Annotated in this window: 20 protein-coding genes and 1 other RNA gene; 8 read left to right on the plus strand and 13 right to left on the minus strand. The window is 59.6% G+C overall.

Annotated elements, in window-relative coordinates:
* Positions 1–19 precede the first annotated feature (19 nt).
* A complete protein-coding gene (gene grpE, locus ACMGG9_RS18115) occupies positions 20–604 on the minus strand; it encodes a nucleotide exchange factor GrpE (RefSeq protein WP_025159545.1) in 585 nt (194 codons plus the stop codon).
* Positions 605–729: 125 nt separating this feature from the next.
* Between grpE and nadK the strand changes: the two genes are divergently transcribed.
* The 3 genes from nadK (at position 730) to bamE (ending at position 3,935) form a co-directional block, all read left to right on the plus strand.
* Positions 730–1,608, plus strand: coding sequence for an NAD(+) kinase (gene nadK / locus ACMGG9_RS18120; protein ID WP_004929107.1), 879 nt, complete (start codon positions 730–732; stop codon positions 1,606–1,608).
* An 86-nt stretch (positions 1,609–1,694) separates the two neighbouring features.
* The gene (gene recN, locus ACMGG9_RS18125) at positions 1,695–3,356 is read left to right on the plus strand and encodes a DNA repair protein RecN (protein WP_033644129.1); all 1,662 of its coding nucleotides are present in this window, start codon (positions 1,695–1,697) and stop codon (positions 3,354–3,356) included.
* A gap of 240 nt (positions 3,357–3,596) precedes the next feature.
* Positions 3,597–3,935 carry an outer membrane protein assembly factor BamE gene (gene bamE, locus ACMGG9_RS18130; RefSeq protein ID WP_004929101.1) on the plus strand — a complete coding sequence of 113 codons (339 nt, stop codon included), beginning with the start codon at positions 3,597–3,599 and terminating at the stop codon, positions 3,933–3,935.
* 118 nt (positions 3,936–4,053) lie between these two features.
* On the opposite strand, the gene ACMGG9_RS18135 is transcribed toward bamE, so the two are convergent.
* Both ACMGG9_RS18135 and ACMGG9_RS18140 read right to left on the minus strand, forming a co-directional pair.
* Positions 4,054–4,338, minus strand: coding sequence for an RnfH family protein (locus ACMGG9_RS18135; protein ID WP_414161609.1), 285 nt, complete (start codon positions 4,336–4,338; stop codon positions 4,054–4,056).
* Complete coding sequence (locus ACMGG9_RS18140) at positions 4,331–4,765, minus strand: type II toxin-antitoxin system RatA family toxin (RefSeq protein WP_004929096.1); 435 nt, start codon at positions 4,763–4,765, stop codon at positions 4,331–4,333. Before ACMGG9_RS18140 ends, ACMGG9_RS18135 begins: the two co-directional genes overlap by 8 nt.
* 161 nt (positions 4,766–4,926) lie before the next feature.
* Between ACMGG9_RS18140 and smpB the strand changes: the two genes are divergently transcribed.
* Positions 4,927–5,409: an SsrA-binding protein SmpB gene (gene smpB / locus ACMGG9_RS18145; RefSeq protein WP_016929804.1), complete on the plus strand. Its 483-nt coding sequence runs from the start codon at positions 4,927–4,929 to the stop codon at positions 5,407–5,409.
* Positions 5,410–5,458: 49 nt separating this feature from the next.
* Positions 5,459–5,822: a transfer-messenger RNA gene (gene ssrA, locus ACMGG9_RS18150) on the plus strand.
* 132 nt (positions 5,823–5,954) lie between these two features.
* Here the strand turns inward: ssrA and ACMGG9_RS18155 are convergent.
* From ACMGG9_RS18155 to ACMGG9_RS18165, 3 genes are read right to left on the minus strand one after another with little or no spacing between them, the layout of a single operon-like run.
* Positions 5,955–7,091: an HlyD family secretion protein gene (locus ACMGG9_RS18155; RefSeq protein ID WP_197756193.1), complete on the minus strand. Its 1,137-nt coding sequence runs from the start codon at positions 7,089–7,091 to the stop codon at positions 5,955–5,957.
* Positions 7,092–7,100: 9 nt separating this feature from the next.
* Positions 7,101–7,445 (minus strand): DUF3302 domain-containing protein, encoded by a 345-nt coding sequence (locus ACMGG9_RS18160; protein WP_122004496.1) that lies wholly within the window; start codon positions 7,443–7,445, stop codon positions 7,101–7,103.
* A gap of 38 nt (positions 7,446–7,483) precedes the next feature.
* A complete protein-coding gene (locus ACMGG9_RS18165; protein ID WP_197756194.1) occupies positions 7,484–8,137 on the minus strand; it encodes a DUF3313 domain-containing protein in 654 nt (217 codons plus the stop codon).
* Positions 8,138–8,272: 135 nt separating this feature from the next.
* On the opposite strand from ACMGG9_RS18165, the gene ACMGG9_RS18170 reads away from it, so the two are divergent.
* Entirely contained in the window at positions 8,273–9,208 is a 936-nt protein-coding gene (locus tag ACMGG9_RS18170) for a LysR family transcriptional regulator (RefSeq protein WP_025303965.1), read from the plus strand.
* 55 nt (positions 9,209–9,263) lie between these two features.
* Here the strand turns inward: ACMGG9_RS18170 and ACMGG9_RS18175 are convergent, their stop codons facing one another.
* From ACMGG9_RS18175 to ACMGG9_RS18185, 3 genes are all read right to left on the minus strand, one after another.
* On the minus strand, positions 9,264–10,925 hold the full coding sequence (locus tag ACMGG9_RS18175) for a DUF2534 family protein (RefSeq protein ID WP_187048308.1): 1,662 nt from the start codon (positions 10,923–10,925) through the stop codon (positions 9,264–9,266).
* A gap of 71 nt (positions 10,926–10,996) precedes the next feature.
* A complete protein-coding gene (locus ACMGG9_RS18180) occupies positions 10,997–11,413 on the minus strand; it encodes a DUF2946 domain-containing protein (protein WP_223524628.1) in 417 nt (138 codons plus the stop codon).
* A gap of 112 nt (positions 11,414–11,525) precedes the next feature.
* Positions 11,526–11,978, minus strand: a complete 453-nt coding sequence (locus ACMGG9_RS18185; RefSeq protein WP_197756196.1) for a GNAT family N-acetyltransferase — start codon at positions 11,976–11,978, stop codon at positions 11,526–11,528.
* Positions 11,979–12,078: 100 nt separating this feature from the next.
* Between ACMGG9_RS18185 and ACMGG9_RS18190 the strand changes: the two genes are divergently transcribed.
* Positions 12,079–12,813, plus strand: a complete 735-nt coding sequence (locus ACMGG9_RS18190) for a class I SAM-dependent methyltransferase (RefSeq protein WP_197756197.1) — start codon at positions 12,079–12,081, stop codon at positions 12,811–12,813.
* A gap of 59 nt (positions 12,814–12,872) precedes the next feature.
* Here ACMGG9_RS18190 and ACMGG9_RS18195 read toward each other — a convergent pair whose 3' ends face one another.
* Both ACMGG9_RS18195 and ACMGG9_RS18200 read right to left on the minus strand, forming a co-directional pair.
* Positions 12,873–13,373 (minus strand): GNAT family N-acetyltransferase, encoded by a 501-nt coding sequence (locus ACMGG9_RS18195; RefSeq protein WP_033651602.1) that lies wholly within the window; start codon positions 13,371–13,373, stop codon positions 12,873–12,875.
* 151 nt (positions 13,374–13,524) lie between these two features.
* Positions 13,525–14,040, minus strand: a complete 516-nt coding sequence (locus ACMGG9_RS18200) for a DUF1543 domain-containing protein (RefSeq protein WP_108681804.1) — start codon at positions 14,038–14,040, stop codon at positions 13,525–13,527.
* Between the two features lie 120 nt (positions 14,041–14,160).
* Between ACMGG9_RS18200 and ACMGG9_RS18205 the strand changes: the two genes are divergently transcribed.
* The gene (locus ACMGG9_RS18205; RefSeq protein WP_016929823.1) at positions 14,161–14,343 is read left to right on the plus strand and encodes a YodC family protein; all 183 of its coding nucleotides are present in this window, start codon (positions 14,161–14,163) and stop codon (positions 14,341–14,343) included.
* Positions 14,344–14,375: 32 nt separating this feature from the next.
* On the opposite strand, the gene ACMGG9_RS18210 is transcribed toward ACMGG9_RS18205, so the two are convergent.
* Positions 14,376–14,654 carry a GNAT family N-acetyltransferase gene (locus ACMGG9_RS18210; protein WP_414161610.1) on the minus strand — a complete coding sequence of 93 codons (279 nt, stop codon included), beginning with the start codon at positions 14,652–14,654 and terminating at the stop codon, positions 14,376–14,378.
* 1 nt (position 14,655) lies between these two features.
* Entirely contained in the window at positions 14,656–14,886 is a 231-nt protein-coding gene (locus ACMGG9_RS18215) for a (4Fe-4S)-binding protein (protein ID WP_016929825.1), read from the minus strand.
* Between the last annotated feature and the right edge of the window lie 134 nt (positions 14,887–15,020).

Genomic DNA, 15,020 nt, shown 5'->3' on the forward strand with positions numbered 1-15,020 from the left:
TATGCCGTTGCCGGGGCGATTACGCCTTGGCTTTGGAGACCGCGACCATCGCCGGACGCAGCAGGCGGCCGTTCAGCGTATAGCCTTTCTGCATCACCATCATCACGTGGTTCGGCTGGTGATCGGCGGATTCCATCATGCTCATCGCCTGATGCACTTCCGGGTTGAACGGCACGTTGACGTCGCCGACGATTTCGATGCCGTACTTGCGCACCACGTCCAGCAGCGATTTCAGCGTCAGCTCGATGCCTTCGATCATCGCGGCCAGTTCCGGATTGTTTTTATCCGCCAGATCCAGCGCGCGCTCCAGGTTGTCGATCACCGGCAGCAGATCGCCGGAGAATTTCTCCAGGGCGAACTTGTGCGCTTTCTCGACGTCCAGTTCGGCGCGGCGACGGATGTTCTCCGCTTCCGCTTTGGCGCGCAGCAGGCTGTCGCGCTCGTGCTGCTGAGCTTCCGCCAGTTGGGCTTCCAGTTCGGCGATACGCGCATCGCGCAGATCGACGCCTTCCGCCGCTTCCGGCAGCGTATCCTCGTGATGAGCGTGTTGTTCCATTTCTTCCGAGACTTGCTCGTTTGGCGTCTTCTGTTCTTTACTACTCATGAATATCTCCGCGTTTTAGCATTAATCTCGCAACTTGGCTTATTATGGGGATCAAAACCGGGGTTTCAAGTCAACCGGTCACAATGTGGGGCATAAACGGGTCCCGGTGAGGAAAATCACAACAAATGAATAAAAAATTCGCCTGTATTGGCATTGTTGGCCACCCGCGTCACCCTTCAGCGCTGGCAACCCACGAGATGCTGTTCCACTGGCTGGTGGCCCGCGGCTATTCGGTGATGGTCGAACGCCAAATCGCCCATGATTTGGGGCTGAAAGACGCCGTCACCGGCAGCCTGGCGGATATCGGCCAGCGCGCCGATCTGGCGGTGGTGGTCGGCGGCGACGGCAACATGCTCGGCGCCGCGCGCGTGCTGGCGCGCTATGACATCAAGGTAATCGGAGTCAACCGCGGCAACCTCGGTTTCCTCACCGATCTCGATCCCGACAACGCCCTGCAGCAGCTGGCGGACGTGCTGGAAGGCGAGTACATCGACGAACAGCGTTTCCTGCTGGAAACCATCGTGCATAAAGAGCACCAGCAGTGCCGCATCAGCACCGCCATCAACGAAGTGGTGCTGCACCCCGGCAAAGTGGCGCACATGATCGAATTCGAGGTGTACATCGACGATCGCTTCGCCTTCTCGCAGCGCTCCGACGGCCTGATCATCGCCACGCCGACCGGCTCCACCGCCTACTCGCTCTCCGCCGGCGGGCCGATCCTCACCCCGTCGCTGGAGGCGATCGCGCTGGTGCCGATGTTCCCCCACACCCTTTCCGCCCGGCCGCTGGTGATCAACGGCGACAGCACCATCCGCCTGAAATTCTCGCAGATCGGCAGCGATCTGGAGATCAGCTGCGACAGCCAGATCGCACTGCCGATCCAGGAAGGCGAAGAAGTGCTGATCCGCCGCAGCAACTTCCATCTGAACCTGATTCACCCGAAGGACTACAGCTATTTCAACACGTTAAGCACCAAGTTGGGCTGGTCGAAAAAATTGTTCTAAAATCTGCATCGGCCACTTTACTGTATATAAAACCAGTTTATACTGTATGAAACTACAGTTATGTGTTTATACACAGGAAGGTTCCCATGCTGGCGCAATTAACCATCAGCAACTTTGCTATCGTTCGTGAGTTGGAAATTGATTTTCAACCGGGCATGACGGCGATCACCGGTGAAACCGGCGCCGGCAAATCCATCGCCATCGATGCGCTGGGGCTGTGCCTCGGCAACCGCGCCGACGGCAACGTGGTGCGCCTGGGAGCCGCCCGCGCCGACATCTGCGCCCGCTTCTCGCTGGCGGACACCCCGTCCGCGCGCGCGTGGCTGGAGCAAAACCAGCTGGACGACAGCAACGAATGCCTGCTGCGCCGGGTGATCAACGCCGACGGCCGTTCGCGCGGCTTTATCAACGGCACCGCCGTGCCGCTGTCGCAGCTGCGTGAGCTGGGGCAACGCCTAATCCAAATCCACGGTCAACACGCCCATCAGCTGCTGCTCAAGCCGGAGCACCAAAAAGCGCTGCTCGACGCCTACGCCGACGAACCCGCCCTGCTGGCGGCGATGAGCCAGGCCTACCAACGCTGGCACCAAAGCTGCCGCGAGCTGGCGCACCATCAGCAGCAGTCCATCGAGCGCGAAGCGCGCAAGCAGCTGCTGCAATACCAATTGAAAGAGCTGAACGAATTCGCGCCGCAGGCCGGCGAGTTCGAACAGACCGACGCCGAGTACAAGCGCCTGGCCAACAGCGGTCAGCTGCTGACCCTCAGCCAGCAAACACTGCAGCTGCTGGCCGACAGCGACGAGAACAACATGCTCAGCCAGCTTTACAGCGCCAAACACCTGCTGCTTGAGCTGGCCGGGCTGGACGATAAGCTCAGCGGTCTGCTGGACATGCTGGAAGAGGCCTCTATCCAGATCAGCGAAGCCAGCGACGAACTGCGCCATTACGCCGATCGCATGGATCTCGATCCCAATCGCCTGCACGAGCTGGAACAGCGCCTGTCGCGTCAAATCAGCCTGGCGCGCAAACACCAGGTCGCGCCGGAAGAGCTGCCGCAGCTGCATCAGCAGTTGCTGGATGAACAGCAGCTGCTGTCGCAGCAGGAAAGCGACCATGAGCACCTGAACGAGGCGGTGACCCTGCATCATCAGCAGGCGCTGGCGCTGGCGGAGCAGCTGCATCAGAAACGCCTGCACTACGCCGCCGAGCTGACCACGCTCATCACCGACAGCATGCAGGCGCTCTCCATGCCGCACGGCAAGTTCAACATCGACGTGCGCTTCGAACCGCAGCACCTGAGCGCCGAAGGGGCCAGCCGCACCGAGTTCTGCGTCTCCACCAACCCGGGGCAGCCGCTGCAGCCGCTGGCGAAGGTCGCCTCCGGCGGTGAGCTGTCGCGCATCGCGCTGGCCATTCAGGTGATCACCGCCCGCAAGATGGAAACCCCGGCGCTGATCTTCGATGAGGTGGACGTGGGCATCAGCGGCCCGACCGCCGCCATCGTCGGCCGCCTGCTGCGCCAGCTCGGCGAATCCACCCAGGTGATGTGCGTCACCCACCTGCCGCAGGTGGCCGGATGCGGGCATCAGCACCTGTTCGTCAGCAAGCAGACCGACGGCACGGTCACCGAAACCCAGATGGCGCCGCTGGATAAACGCGCCCGGCTGCAGGAGCTGGCGCGCCTGCTCGGCGGCAGCGAAGTCACCCGCAATACGTTGGCGAACGCCAAAGAACTGCTGGCGGCATAAAAAAGCTCAACTTTTTCACTTTCCTGCGGTCTGACAGTGACGCTGTTGGCCCGAGAAATATCTAAAGTGCGGCGCGGCGGTGATCCAAAGCCATCTCAACAGCCTGAAAAAGGCCAAGCGCTTGAGGTGCTAAAGGAAAGCCAATGCGTCGCAACGTGAAAGATGAAGGGTATAAAGGTTTCCAACTGCCGCAAGGTCTATTATCATCGGCATCCTATGCCCTAAAGGAATGTGATTACTATGCGCTGTAAAACGCTGACTGCCGCCGCTGTAGTTCTTGTGATGCTGACTGCAGGCTGTTCTACTTTTGAAAAGGTGGTTTATCGTCCTGACATCAACCAGGGGAACTACCTGACGTCGACCGACGTGGCGAAAATTCAGAAAGGGATGACCCAACAACAGGTCGCTTACACATTGGGCACCCCAATGCTGCAAGACCCGTTCGGAACTCAGACGTGGTTCTATGTGTTCCGCCAGCAGCCTGGCCATGAAGACATCACCCAGCAGACGCTGACGCTGACCTTCGACAGCGCAGGCGTGTTGACCGACATCCAGAACAAACCGGCGCTGACCAAGTAATCGGCGCTGACCGCTCTTCCGGCCCATGAGGGGGCATGGTGTTCCTCATGACAGTCGCAGGCTGCAACGCGGAAGAGAAAATCAGTTTCAGATAAAAAAATAAGGCGCTATAAGCGCCTTATTTTTTTGCCTTTTCTGCCCGTTGCCGGCGCAGCTCTTTCGGATCGGCGATCAGCGGCCGGTAAATCTCCACCCGGTCGCCATCGTTCAGCTTATCGCCCAGCTTGGCCGGGCGGCTGTAGATGCCGATTTTATTGCTTTTAAGATCGATATCCTGGCGCAGCTCCAGCAGGCCTGAAGCCTGAATCGCCTGCTCGACGCTGCTGCCCTCGGCCAGCTTCACCTTGCGCAGGTACTGCCGCTCCGGCAAGGCGTACACCACCTCGACCTGGATGTCAGACACTGTAGACCTCTTTCGCCCGCTGGGTGAATGCCTGCACCATGCTGCCCGCCAGCTCTTTGAACACCTTGCCGAACGCCAGCTCAATCAGTTTGTTGGTGAACTCGAAGTCCAGGTGCAGCTCCACCTTGCAGGCCTCTTCGCTCAGCGGCGTGAACTGCCAGCCGCCCATCAGCTTGCGGAACGGACCATCGACCAGTTGCATATTGATGCTCTGGTTATCCAGCAGCGTATTGCGGGTGGTGAAGGTCTTGCTGATACCGGCCTTGGCGACGTCCACCGCGGCGGTCATCTCGTTGGAGGTAGCGTTAAGCACCCGGCTGCCGGTGCAGCCTGGCAGAAAATCGGGATAAGAATGAACATCGTTAACCAACTGATACATCTGCTCGGCGCTGAACGGCACTAATGCAGACCGACTGATCTGGGGCATATCATTTCCTGTAAGACATAAAACGTACAGATAATACCATTTATCTGGCGGCAAACAAAAAATCTGCTAAGAGATGAGGGCACCAAAAATGCGAAAAATTGCGCAGGTGCTGAACGGGAAAGGATTTCTTTCGCTGAAGCATCCAGTATAATGAACGCACTATGACAAAGAAAAAAGCACACAAACCCGGTTCCGCCACCATTGCCCAAAACAAGCGTGCGCGTTTCGAATACTTCATTGAAGAAGAGTTCGAGGCGGGCCTGTCGCTGCAAGGGTGGGAAGTTAAATCGCTGCGTGCAGGCAAAGCCAACCTCAGCGACAGCTACGTGACGTTCCGTGACGGTGAAGCCTACCTGTTTGGCGCCACCATCACCCCGCTCAACGTGGCTTCGTCGCATGTGGTGTGCGATCCGACGCGTACCCGTAAACTGCTGCTGAACCGACGCGAGCTGGACACCCTGCTCGGCCGCGTCAACCGCGACGGTTACACCGTGGTGGCCTTGTCCCTGTATTGGAAAAATGCCTGGAGCAAGATCAAGATCGGCGTAGCCAAAGGCAAGAAAGAGCACGACAAACGCGATGACATCAAAGATCGCGAATGGCAGACGGCGAAAGCCCGTATCATGAAGCACGCCAATCGTTAAGCCGCTGGCTTATCGAGGTAAACTTCTGGTATACTGCACAAAGTTACTTGGGGCTGATTCTGGATTCGACGGGATTTGCGAAGCCCTAGGAGCATGCCGAGGGGCGGTTGGCCTCGTAAAAAGCCGCAAAAAAATAGTCGCAAACGACGAAAACTACGCTTTAGCAGCTTAATACCCTGCTTAGAGCCCTCTCTCCCTAGCCTCCGCTCTTAGGACGGGGATCAAGAGAGGTCAAACCCAAAAGAGATCGCGTGGATGTCCTGCCTGGGGCTGAAGCGTTAAACTCAATCAGGCTAGTCTGTCAGTAGCGTGTCCATCCGCAGCTGGCCGGCGAATGTAAAGATTGGACTAAGCATGTAGTGCCGACGGTGTAGTAATTTCGGACGGGGGTTCAAATCCCCCCAGCTCCACCAAATACGTCGCCAGTGAACCAGATAGACCCGGCGATAATAGCGAAAAAGCCCACAACTTCGGTTGCGGGCTTTTTTGTTTTTGTCACATTCAGGGGGAAAACCCTTGGCCCGGGCTCCCCGGGCCGATGCAGGCTAGTGATCCAGATAAAGATAGTGCAGCCAGCTGGTCATGCGCAGCAGCACTTTGCGCATCACGGAGACGTGCTCGAAGTGCCCGGTATAGACCGCCGCCTGGGCGCTCACGCCGTCGGGCAGATGATCCAGATCCGGGTTGGCCGCCAGATCGATCATCACGTACACCCCTTCCCGGCCCGGCGTGGCGCTCAGGCCCTGCAGTGCGCCGCTGGCCTGGTAGCTGCCGTCCGGTATCGCCGGCAACACCCGGCTCACGGTGCCGCCATAAACCTGTCCCGGCAAACCGTTAAACACCACTTCAGCCTGATCCCCCTGCGCCAAGCGCAGGATGGCGTTCTGGCGGAATACCGCCACCACCTGGCGCTTTTGCTGCGGGATAAAAATCATCACCGGTTTGAACGGCAATCGCATCGCCGCCGTGCCCGGCCGCGCCAGCACCTGCGTGACATAGCCATCGCTCGGCGCACGCACCACCGTTTGTTCCAGGTTGTAACGCGCTTCGGCTATTTGCGATTTCAGGCTGGCTATCGTGGCGTCTTCGCCGTCATAGCGCCCGGACAACCGCGCCTGTTCCTGTTGGAACTGGGCTTTCGCCGCCTGCAGCGCGGCGGATTGCGCCTGATACTGCTGCTGCGCATGGCTGACGTCCTGCTCCGAAAACGGATTGACCGGCATGGCCGCCCCTTTCGCGTAGCGCTGGTAATCTTTACGGGCGCGCTCAAACTCCACGTTCGCCCGCTGCACGTTGGCGGCGGACTCGCTAAGCGCTGCCCGACGCGTTCTGATCTCCGCCTCCGCCCCGGCCAGATCCGCTTCCAGCTTGGTGAGCCGCGCGCGGTAGCGGCTGTCGTCGAGCCGGAACAGCACCTCGCCTTTGCGCAGCAGCACGTTGGTTTTCTCCGTCACCTCAACGATCATGCCCGAGACCTGCGGCACCATCGGCACCGACACGGCAATTTTCTGCGCCCGATCGCTATACGGATGGTTGTAGTTCATCGTCAGAATCAAGGCGCCAACGATAAATATTCCGCCAAGCACCGCAGTCGGCACGGTCCATTTGTTGACCGGAATGCGGAACAGTTTAAATACGCCGTAGCTCAGCGCCACGTAGCTGAGAATAATGAGCAAATCCATAGGCTACGCTCAACTTACCGTGGGGCCGGGAACCGCCGTCGGCTTTTCCTGCAGGCGTTGTAATTCCGCTTCAAGCAGTGCGATGCGCGCCTGCAGATCCGTTGAGGATTCAGGCCTTTCACTCATGCCCCAGCCGCGTTCCGGCCGATAGAGCGTCGCCCAGATCCACAGCAGCGGCCAAATGGCGTGCAGCGTAAACAGGCTGACCCAACCGGCGACGTGAATCGCATCCTGATGCGGATGGCGGCGTTTTTTCGCCAGCAAATAAGGAATGTCATGAATAATAATGACGCCGTAGAATAATATCAGGAATACCGCGATCAGTACGCCTAAAGCAAAATAGTTAAGAAACATGTAAAGTCCTGGTTGAGAATAATGAAAATAAATAATCTCTATAGCGTGTTATATTGTCTGATGTCGTTGGCGATAGTATCGATGGCGTTCTTCACGTCGGTGACTTTCAGCTGTGCTTTCTCATTATTAAGATTTTCTCCCGAAGCCTTACGCACCACTTTAATGACCGGCTGATTGGTCGCGGCATCGATAAACTCGCCTTCCATATAGACCGCGCTCTCCATAGTACGGTGCCCGGTGACGCTTTGCGTCGCGGCGATCAGCAGCGTGATTGGCAAGACTTCATAGACCTGCAGCCCTTTCTTCTGCGTGTCGATCGCCGTGATGGCGCCGCGGAAAATCAGGGTATGCTCGCACGGCATGTCCACCAGCGTAAAATGGGTGCCCATCGCCTGCTTAAACTGCTGGTTGGTGTAATTCAGGATATTGTCGAGCGCGCGTTGGCTCACCATCTCGCTCGGTTTCGGCCGCGGGAAATAGATCATCGGTTGATACACCAGATATTGATAACGGGAAAAATCGACGTTCTTATCCTTCCAATATAAAACGTCTTTGCCGGACGCGGATTGACCTTTATTGATATCGTTATAATTGGTCAGAAAGGTCGAGTATTTTTCTTTTTCGGTCACGGCGGAAGAGCACGCGGCCAGTAATAACAGCGCAGGTAAAATAACCGCTCTTGTCACTTTCATTGACGGGTTTCTCTTTATTTTTGTGGATAGCAAATAATCAAATCGAATGATACCCACCCACCCGTGATAAGTCATATGACAATGCCGCCAAAGGTGTATATCATTTTTGATATACAAACTCATACGAGCCGGCCAGTGAAAGAGAAAGACTTCCGCATTGAAGAACTCAGGATTGTCCGCGTCATTGCCGAAACGGCGAGCGTCAGCAAAGCGGCGCAGCTGTTGGATATGCCGCAGTCTAACGTGTCGCGCGCCCTCACCGCGCTGGAGCGGCGGCTCGGGCTGGAGCTGTTCCTGCGCGGCCCGCGCACTCTGTCACTGACCGAGTTCGGCGAACAATTCTTGCGGCGCGCCTCGCAGTTGCTGAACGAGCATAGCGATCTGCTCGATATGGCCGGCACCTATAAGCGCAGCCTGAACGGCATGGTCACGCTCGGCGCGCCGATCGGCATCCACGCTTTCCTGGCCAGCTATTTGCTGCCGCCGCTGCTGCACGCTGCGCCGGCGCTGACTGTCGATCTGGTAACCCGCAACCCCGACGAACGCGAGAAAAAATATGGCGCAGTATTCGACAGCGACTGCGATTTGCTGATCAGCTTTTTCCAGCCGCAAAACGAAAGCCTGATTGCCAGGCCCTTTACCCGTTTTCGCGTCGGGCTGTTCGCCGCGCCGGATTACATCGCCCGCTCGCCGCTGAATGAGCTGGATGAACTGTCGCAGCATCGCTGCATTACCTTGCGCATGCTGGGCGGCATTCGCAATACCTGGAGCGGCTACAGTGCGCAGGGGGAGTTGGTACAGGTCGAGATCAACGGCGCCAGCGTCTGCGATAACATTCTGCCGGCGATCGAGCTGGCCAAACAGGGCCTGGGCATCGTCTACGCCCCGTATTATTCCGTCGCCGCCGAGCTCGATGCCGGCACGCTGCTGCCCTGCCTGGCGCGCGAGCGCGGCATCGATATGCAGGCCTACCTGATCTACCGCCGGCGCGGCGTGTTGCCGCACCGCGTGCAGGTGACGATGGACAGCATCATGGAAAGCGTCAAACTGCACGCACACCGGCTGATATAGCCAAGAAAAACCCCGCCGCAGCGGGGTTTAACGCATCACATCGGCGCAAAATACCTCACCGCCCCTCTTTTTCCCCCAGGAAGAAATACCACAGCGGAATGGAAAGCAGCAGGGTGAACACCAGCGTATACAGCAGCACCATCAGGCTCTGCATGATCACCATCTGCGCGCTCCAGTCACCGATCGGCAGCTGGAATTGTTCGACGGTGCCGCCGAGGATCGCCCGGCCCATCACGCAGCCGACCGCCACCGCCACTGTCGCCACCGCCGCGCGGAACTTGCGCACCTCGGCGCGGCGGGCGGCCGCTTCCGGCGTTTCGTCCCGAAGCCCTTGCCGCTGGCCGCGCCAGCGCCCTACGTCCACCAGCAGCAACGCCGCGAGGCTCACGCCCATTACCGGCAGGCAATAACCCAGCGCCGCTGCTACCAGCAGCGTGACGGCGCGGGCAGGCAGGGAAAGCGCCAGCCAGGCGGCAACCAGGGTCTGCACCGGATGCTGCGTCCCCGCCGCCGGGCGGCGACTCCACCACATGCGGTAACCCAGCACGATCGTTAAGCACAGCCCGAGGCCGAACGCCGCCAGCAGCAGCTGATTCGGCAAGCCGAACAGAATGCCCATGTGGGCGTCGATGCCCCAGCGGGTCAGCTTGGCGATGAGCGGGAAGGTGTCGAACCGCACCTGGTCGACGACGGCGAAGCTTTGCGGCGCGATGGCAACCGCGTCCACCTGCGTCGGCCAGCTGCGATCTACTTCGGTCACCGTCCAGGCTTTGCCCTCGCCTTTCGGCTGGCGCAGCTCGACCTTAGCGGCGTCTATTCCGGCGGCGCGCGCGGCGTGCAGCGCCCGATCCCAATCGCCGTTCAGCGCATTGCTTTGCGCGGCAGGGCTCATCTTCATGCCCGGCATCATCCCGCGGTGCTCGGCGTGCGGATCGGTCGGCGTCTGCGGCGCATCGGCCTGCAGGCTGGTGTTGACCTGCGGCGTCAGCCAGCCCAGGTTGGCCCGCAGCGCGTCGATGTTGCCGCCGGCCCACTGCGACCAGGTCAGCCCGGTAGCCGAGAAGAACAGCAGCCCGGCCAGCAGCGCCACGCCCAGCGTGATATGCCAATGGCGGTTAGCGGCGAAGCCCCCTTTCACCCTTTTCAGCTTGCGCTTCGGCCGCGTCGCCAGCCACAGCGCCACGCCGCCCAGCGCGGCTACCCACAGCCAGGAGGCCGCCAGCTCGCTGTAATTACGGCCCAGATCGCCAAGCAGCAGGCTGCTGTGCAGCTTGTCCAGCCAGGTGCGCAGCGGCAGTACGCCGGAAGTGCCGTACACCGTCATATCGCCCTTGATCGCCAGGGTATAGGGATCGACAAACAGCGCACGCGACTCGGAAGCGCCCAGATCGGCACTCGTGAACTGTACGCGCGTGGTGTCCATTGCGCCGGGAGCCGGACGCACGGCGTAAATGCGCGCCTCGTCACCCGCCGCACGGCGGGCGGCGGCGATCTGGTCAGCCAGCGATCTCGCCTGCCCGTGCGGTTCGGTGAAAAGCGCATCGCGATACAGCGCCTCTTCAAGCTGCGGGGTCAGCACATACAGCGTGCCGGACAGTGCAGCGACCAGAATAAAAGGTGCGACCAGCAGGCCGATATAAAAATGCAGCCGTCTGATCAGGTTCAGCATCGCGCCACGCGGCGATGCGGCAGGTGGATTTTTGGTTATTGAAGACATGGCCTTTCTCGTTTTTCAAACTGTGCGCGCAGGCAAACCGTCCGCAGCGATACGGACGGCGTTACCCATGATCAAGCAATAGGGAAAAACGGCTGGCCGGGCGGCCCGCGCGGGCTCGGCCGCAGAGTAAGGCGCCGAAGGGGCGGAGAAACGATGCGCGGCGCGCAAGGCAGGCGCGCGATACGCGCCATCAGCCACAGCAGCGGGACGAATGCCCACAGCAGCAGCGGCACGTGGATCAGCAGCTCGCAATAGCCGCAGAAAATCATCTCCGCAGGATCCATGCCGTGGTGGCCGGCATGCTCGGCGGCGGGCATCGCCATCCCGTGCATGTCGTGCGGCATGGCGGCGTCCGTCTGAGCCATGCCGCCCATCATCGGGTGGTGCATCAGCGATTTCGACACCACCGGCGCCACAAACAGCAACAGCACCGCCATAATGGCGATGCAGGCGGTAAAGCGTTGCTGTAGCTGACGTGGCACTCTCATCGCGGCGGCGAATTAACCCGGTCGGTGGCGAACAAGCGGCCAGTGTAACCCGCGATGCGCGATGAGGTGAAAGAAAAGTCAGGTTTGTCTTACCCGCCCCCGGCGAGGGCGATCACAGCGCCCGCGAGTAGACCCGCGAGGCTTCGCCCCAGGGGTGATAGCCGAGCCCGTTATAAACGAAGCCGCTGCGCTCGTAGTAGCCTTCCAGATCGGTGCACAGGTGCAGCTGCGGGAAGCCCAGCCGGCGGGTTTCCGTCGCCACATGCTCAATCAGCTTGGCGCCGTAGCCCCGGCCGCGCTGCGTCTCTTCTACGTAGAGCGCACACAGCCAGGGATACAATTCCCCACGGCTGATAAAGTCGTTGGTAATCAGTCCCGCACAGCCGAGGATCTGGTCATTTTCCATCAGCAGGTACCACTGCGGCAGCGGGTTAGCGGCGCCGAGGCTGCGGTTGATGGCGTCTTCATACATCATCAGCGTTTCTGCCGTGGCCCAGTGCCGCTGAAAATACGCAATGGCGCGCGGCGCCAGCTCGGGCGCTTGCCGCACCGAAATCATGTCCATCGTCATTCCCGTTATTCATGTTGTCAGCGTAGAATTATGCAGCAATATGCACGGTATGGCAGCGGCATTCCGCCGCCGTCATTCACCCCAAGGAGTCATCATGACGCAAAATATCTATGACAATCAGGCCTTCTTCGACGGCTACGCGCAGCTCAGCCGCTCGCAGCACGGCCTGGACGGCGCGCCGGAATGGCCCGCCATCCGCCGCATCCTGCCGGATTTGCAGGGAAAAAGCGTGGTCGATCTCGGCTGCGGCTACGGCTGGTTCTGCCGCAGCGCCCGCGAACAGGGCGCAGCCAGCGTGCTGGGGCTGGACGTTTCGGAAAAGATGCTGGCCAAAGCGCGGGAGATGACCGCCGATGCGGGCATCGAGTACCGTCGGCAAGATTTGGCGCAGTTGAAGCTGCCGCCGGAAAGTTACGGTCTGGTCTACAGCTCGCTGACGCTGCACTACCTCGAGGATCTGGCCGCCCTGTTCGCCACGGTTTACGCCGCGCTGAAACCCGGCGGGCAGTTCATCTTCACCGCCGAGCACCCAATCTACACCGCCCCGGCGCAGCAGGGCTGGCTGACCGACGGCAACGGGCAGAAATCCTGGCCGGTCAACGGCTACCAACGGGAAGGCCGGCGCGTCTCCAACTGGCTGGCGGAAGGCGTCATCAAGCAGCACCGCACGCTCGGCAGCTATATCAACCCGCTGGCGCAGCAAGGGTTTATCATCCAGCATTTGAACGAATGGGGCCCCAGCGCGCAGCAAATCGCCGCTACCCCGGCGCTGGACGAAGAGCAGGAACGCCCGATGATCTTCATTCTCGCCGCCCGCAAATCCGCCTGATTGATCCGCAGTAAACCGTTCACACCACCACAGTTGGGGAGGCCGCCTCCCCCCAACGGCTATTGTACCGGCAGCGCCGCCCCGTGCGCCGCGAAGTGCGTCAGCGCCTCGCCTTCCATACGATAACGCACCCACTCGCCTTGCGGCTGCGCGCCGATGCTAAGGTAGAAATCGATAGCCGGCTGATTCCAGTCCAGCACGCTCCACTCCAGGCGGCCGCACTGCCGCTCGCACGCCAGTTGGGCGATGTGCCGCAGCAGCGTTTTACCGGCGCCCGCGCCGCGATGCTTCGGCGCCACGTACAGGTCTTCCAGATAGATGCCGTTTTTACCCAGCCAGGTGGAGTAACTCATAAAGAACACCGCATAACCCGCCGGCTCGCCGTTTACCGTGCAAATCAGCGCTTCGGAACAGGCGCCCGGCCCAAACAGGCTGCGTTCGATGTCCTCCACGCTGGCCCGCACCTGCTCGCGCGCCTTTTCGTACACCGCCAGCTCGATAATCATATCCAGAATCAGTTTGGCGTCGCTTTTTTGCGCCGGGTAAATCTCAATGGTCATGGCAAGTCCCGTGTGAGTTGATGGCTGTGCTTGCCAGCATACAGCGCCTCTCATGCTGCATGAACGGCATTTTCATCAACAGGCAATGAATATCATGCATCTGGATTGGAAACGCCTCGATCTCAACCTGCCGCGGGTGTTCGAAGCGGCGTTATAACGCGGGTTCGCCGATCGGCAGATACCCCTGCCACAGCGGCCGGGCGGGCTTGCCGTGCGGGTTGGCCCGCAGATGCACGTGGTAGCCCTGCAGCGCCTGCAGCAGCAGGCAGTCGTCCACCTCAGCCAGATCATCTTTGTGCTGCTGCGCGCTGTCCGTCAGCAGCGCCCGTTTGGCTTTCTCCTTCGCCTCGTCGGCGGAGCGCGCCACAAAAAGGCCGAACTGGTGCAATTCCGCCAGCTCATCGCTGCGGTAGCCGCCCACGTTGACGAAAAACAGCCTCTCTTCGCCGGCAAACGGCGCAGGCTCCAGGCTCACGTCGTAACCGTCCGCCCAGTCGATGCGCGCATAGCCGTCGACATGCACCTTACGCTTATCGCCGAACCACTTTTCACGCAGCAGCGGATACGCTTCTTCCGGCCGATCCGCCGCCGCGAACTGCACGTCGTGCAACTCAATATTGGCGCCCGGCGCCGTACCGCCCATATAAAACATCAATAATCCCGGCATGTTAGTTTGCTCTCCCTGGTAATAATCGCTGTATAATTTAATACATAACGAAACACCTGCCAACGGCGGCGCCATTCTGTGTTATCAATAGATGAGGTTTAATCTGTTGTGGAGGAACGCATGGCATTCAATATCGGTGATTTTGTACAACGCACCACCGGCGGCCCGAAGATGACCGTGGTGGCGATCGACGGCGAAACCCTGGTTTGCAGCTGGAATGAACTGGGTAAAGAGCAGCGCACGGAAGTGCAGGCCAACGAGGTGGCGCTGTACCACGAAGACGGCGATTTCGGCGTCTGCTGAATGACCGGGGCGCGCCGCGCCCCGTTATCGCCTCAGGCGCGAATGTCCTGATAGGCTGGGGTGGTATCGAACTCATGCTTGGCGAACGGGCACAGCGGAATGATTTTACGCTGCTCCGCGCGCATTTTCTCCACCACCAACGCCACCAGCTTTTTGCCGACGCCCTGCCCCTTCAATGACTCATCCACCCAGGTGTGATCGATAGTGGTCAGCTTGTCGCCGCTCGGCACGAAAGAGATCTCGGCGATCAGCTTGCCGTGCTCGTCATTGATATAAAAACGCTTCTCGTCCGCCAGTATTTTATGATCCATATTATTTCTCCCTATATTTCAGTGCGCCGCTGGGGCAAGTATCGATAACGCGTTTCACTTCGGCCGCGTCGGCATTGTCCGGCATAATCCACGGCCGGCGATTCAGGGTAAAAATAGCCGCGTTGCCACGCACGCAGTTGGCGGAATGGCGGCATATCGCGCTGTTAAAATAAACGTCAATCTTGTCGCCGGAATAACGGCGGTAACCGGCGGCGGTCAATTCTTCATCCATCATGGCCTCACATTGCCCGTTTTATTGTTTTTGCTCCAGGCTCAAGTATAGGCAATGCCGTCGGCTTCACCACGCGTCTCACCCAACGAAAAAAGTGGCGCAACCGCCCGTCGCCGCTAGAAAAAACCGTAAAT

It is taken from the genome of Serratia sp. BNK-10 (assembly GCF_047456065.1).
GTDB classification, from domain to species: domain Bacteria; phylum Pseudomonadota; class Gammaproteobacteria; order Enterobacterales; family Enterobacteriaceae; genus Serratia; species Serratia ureilytica.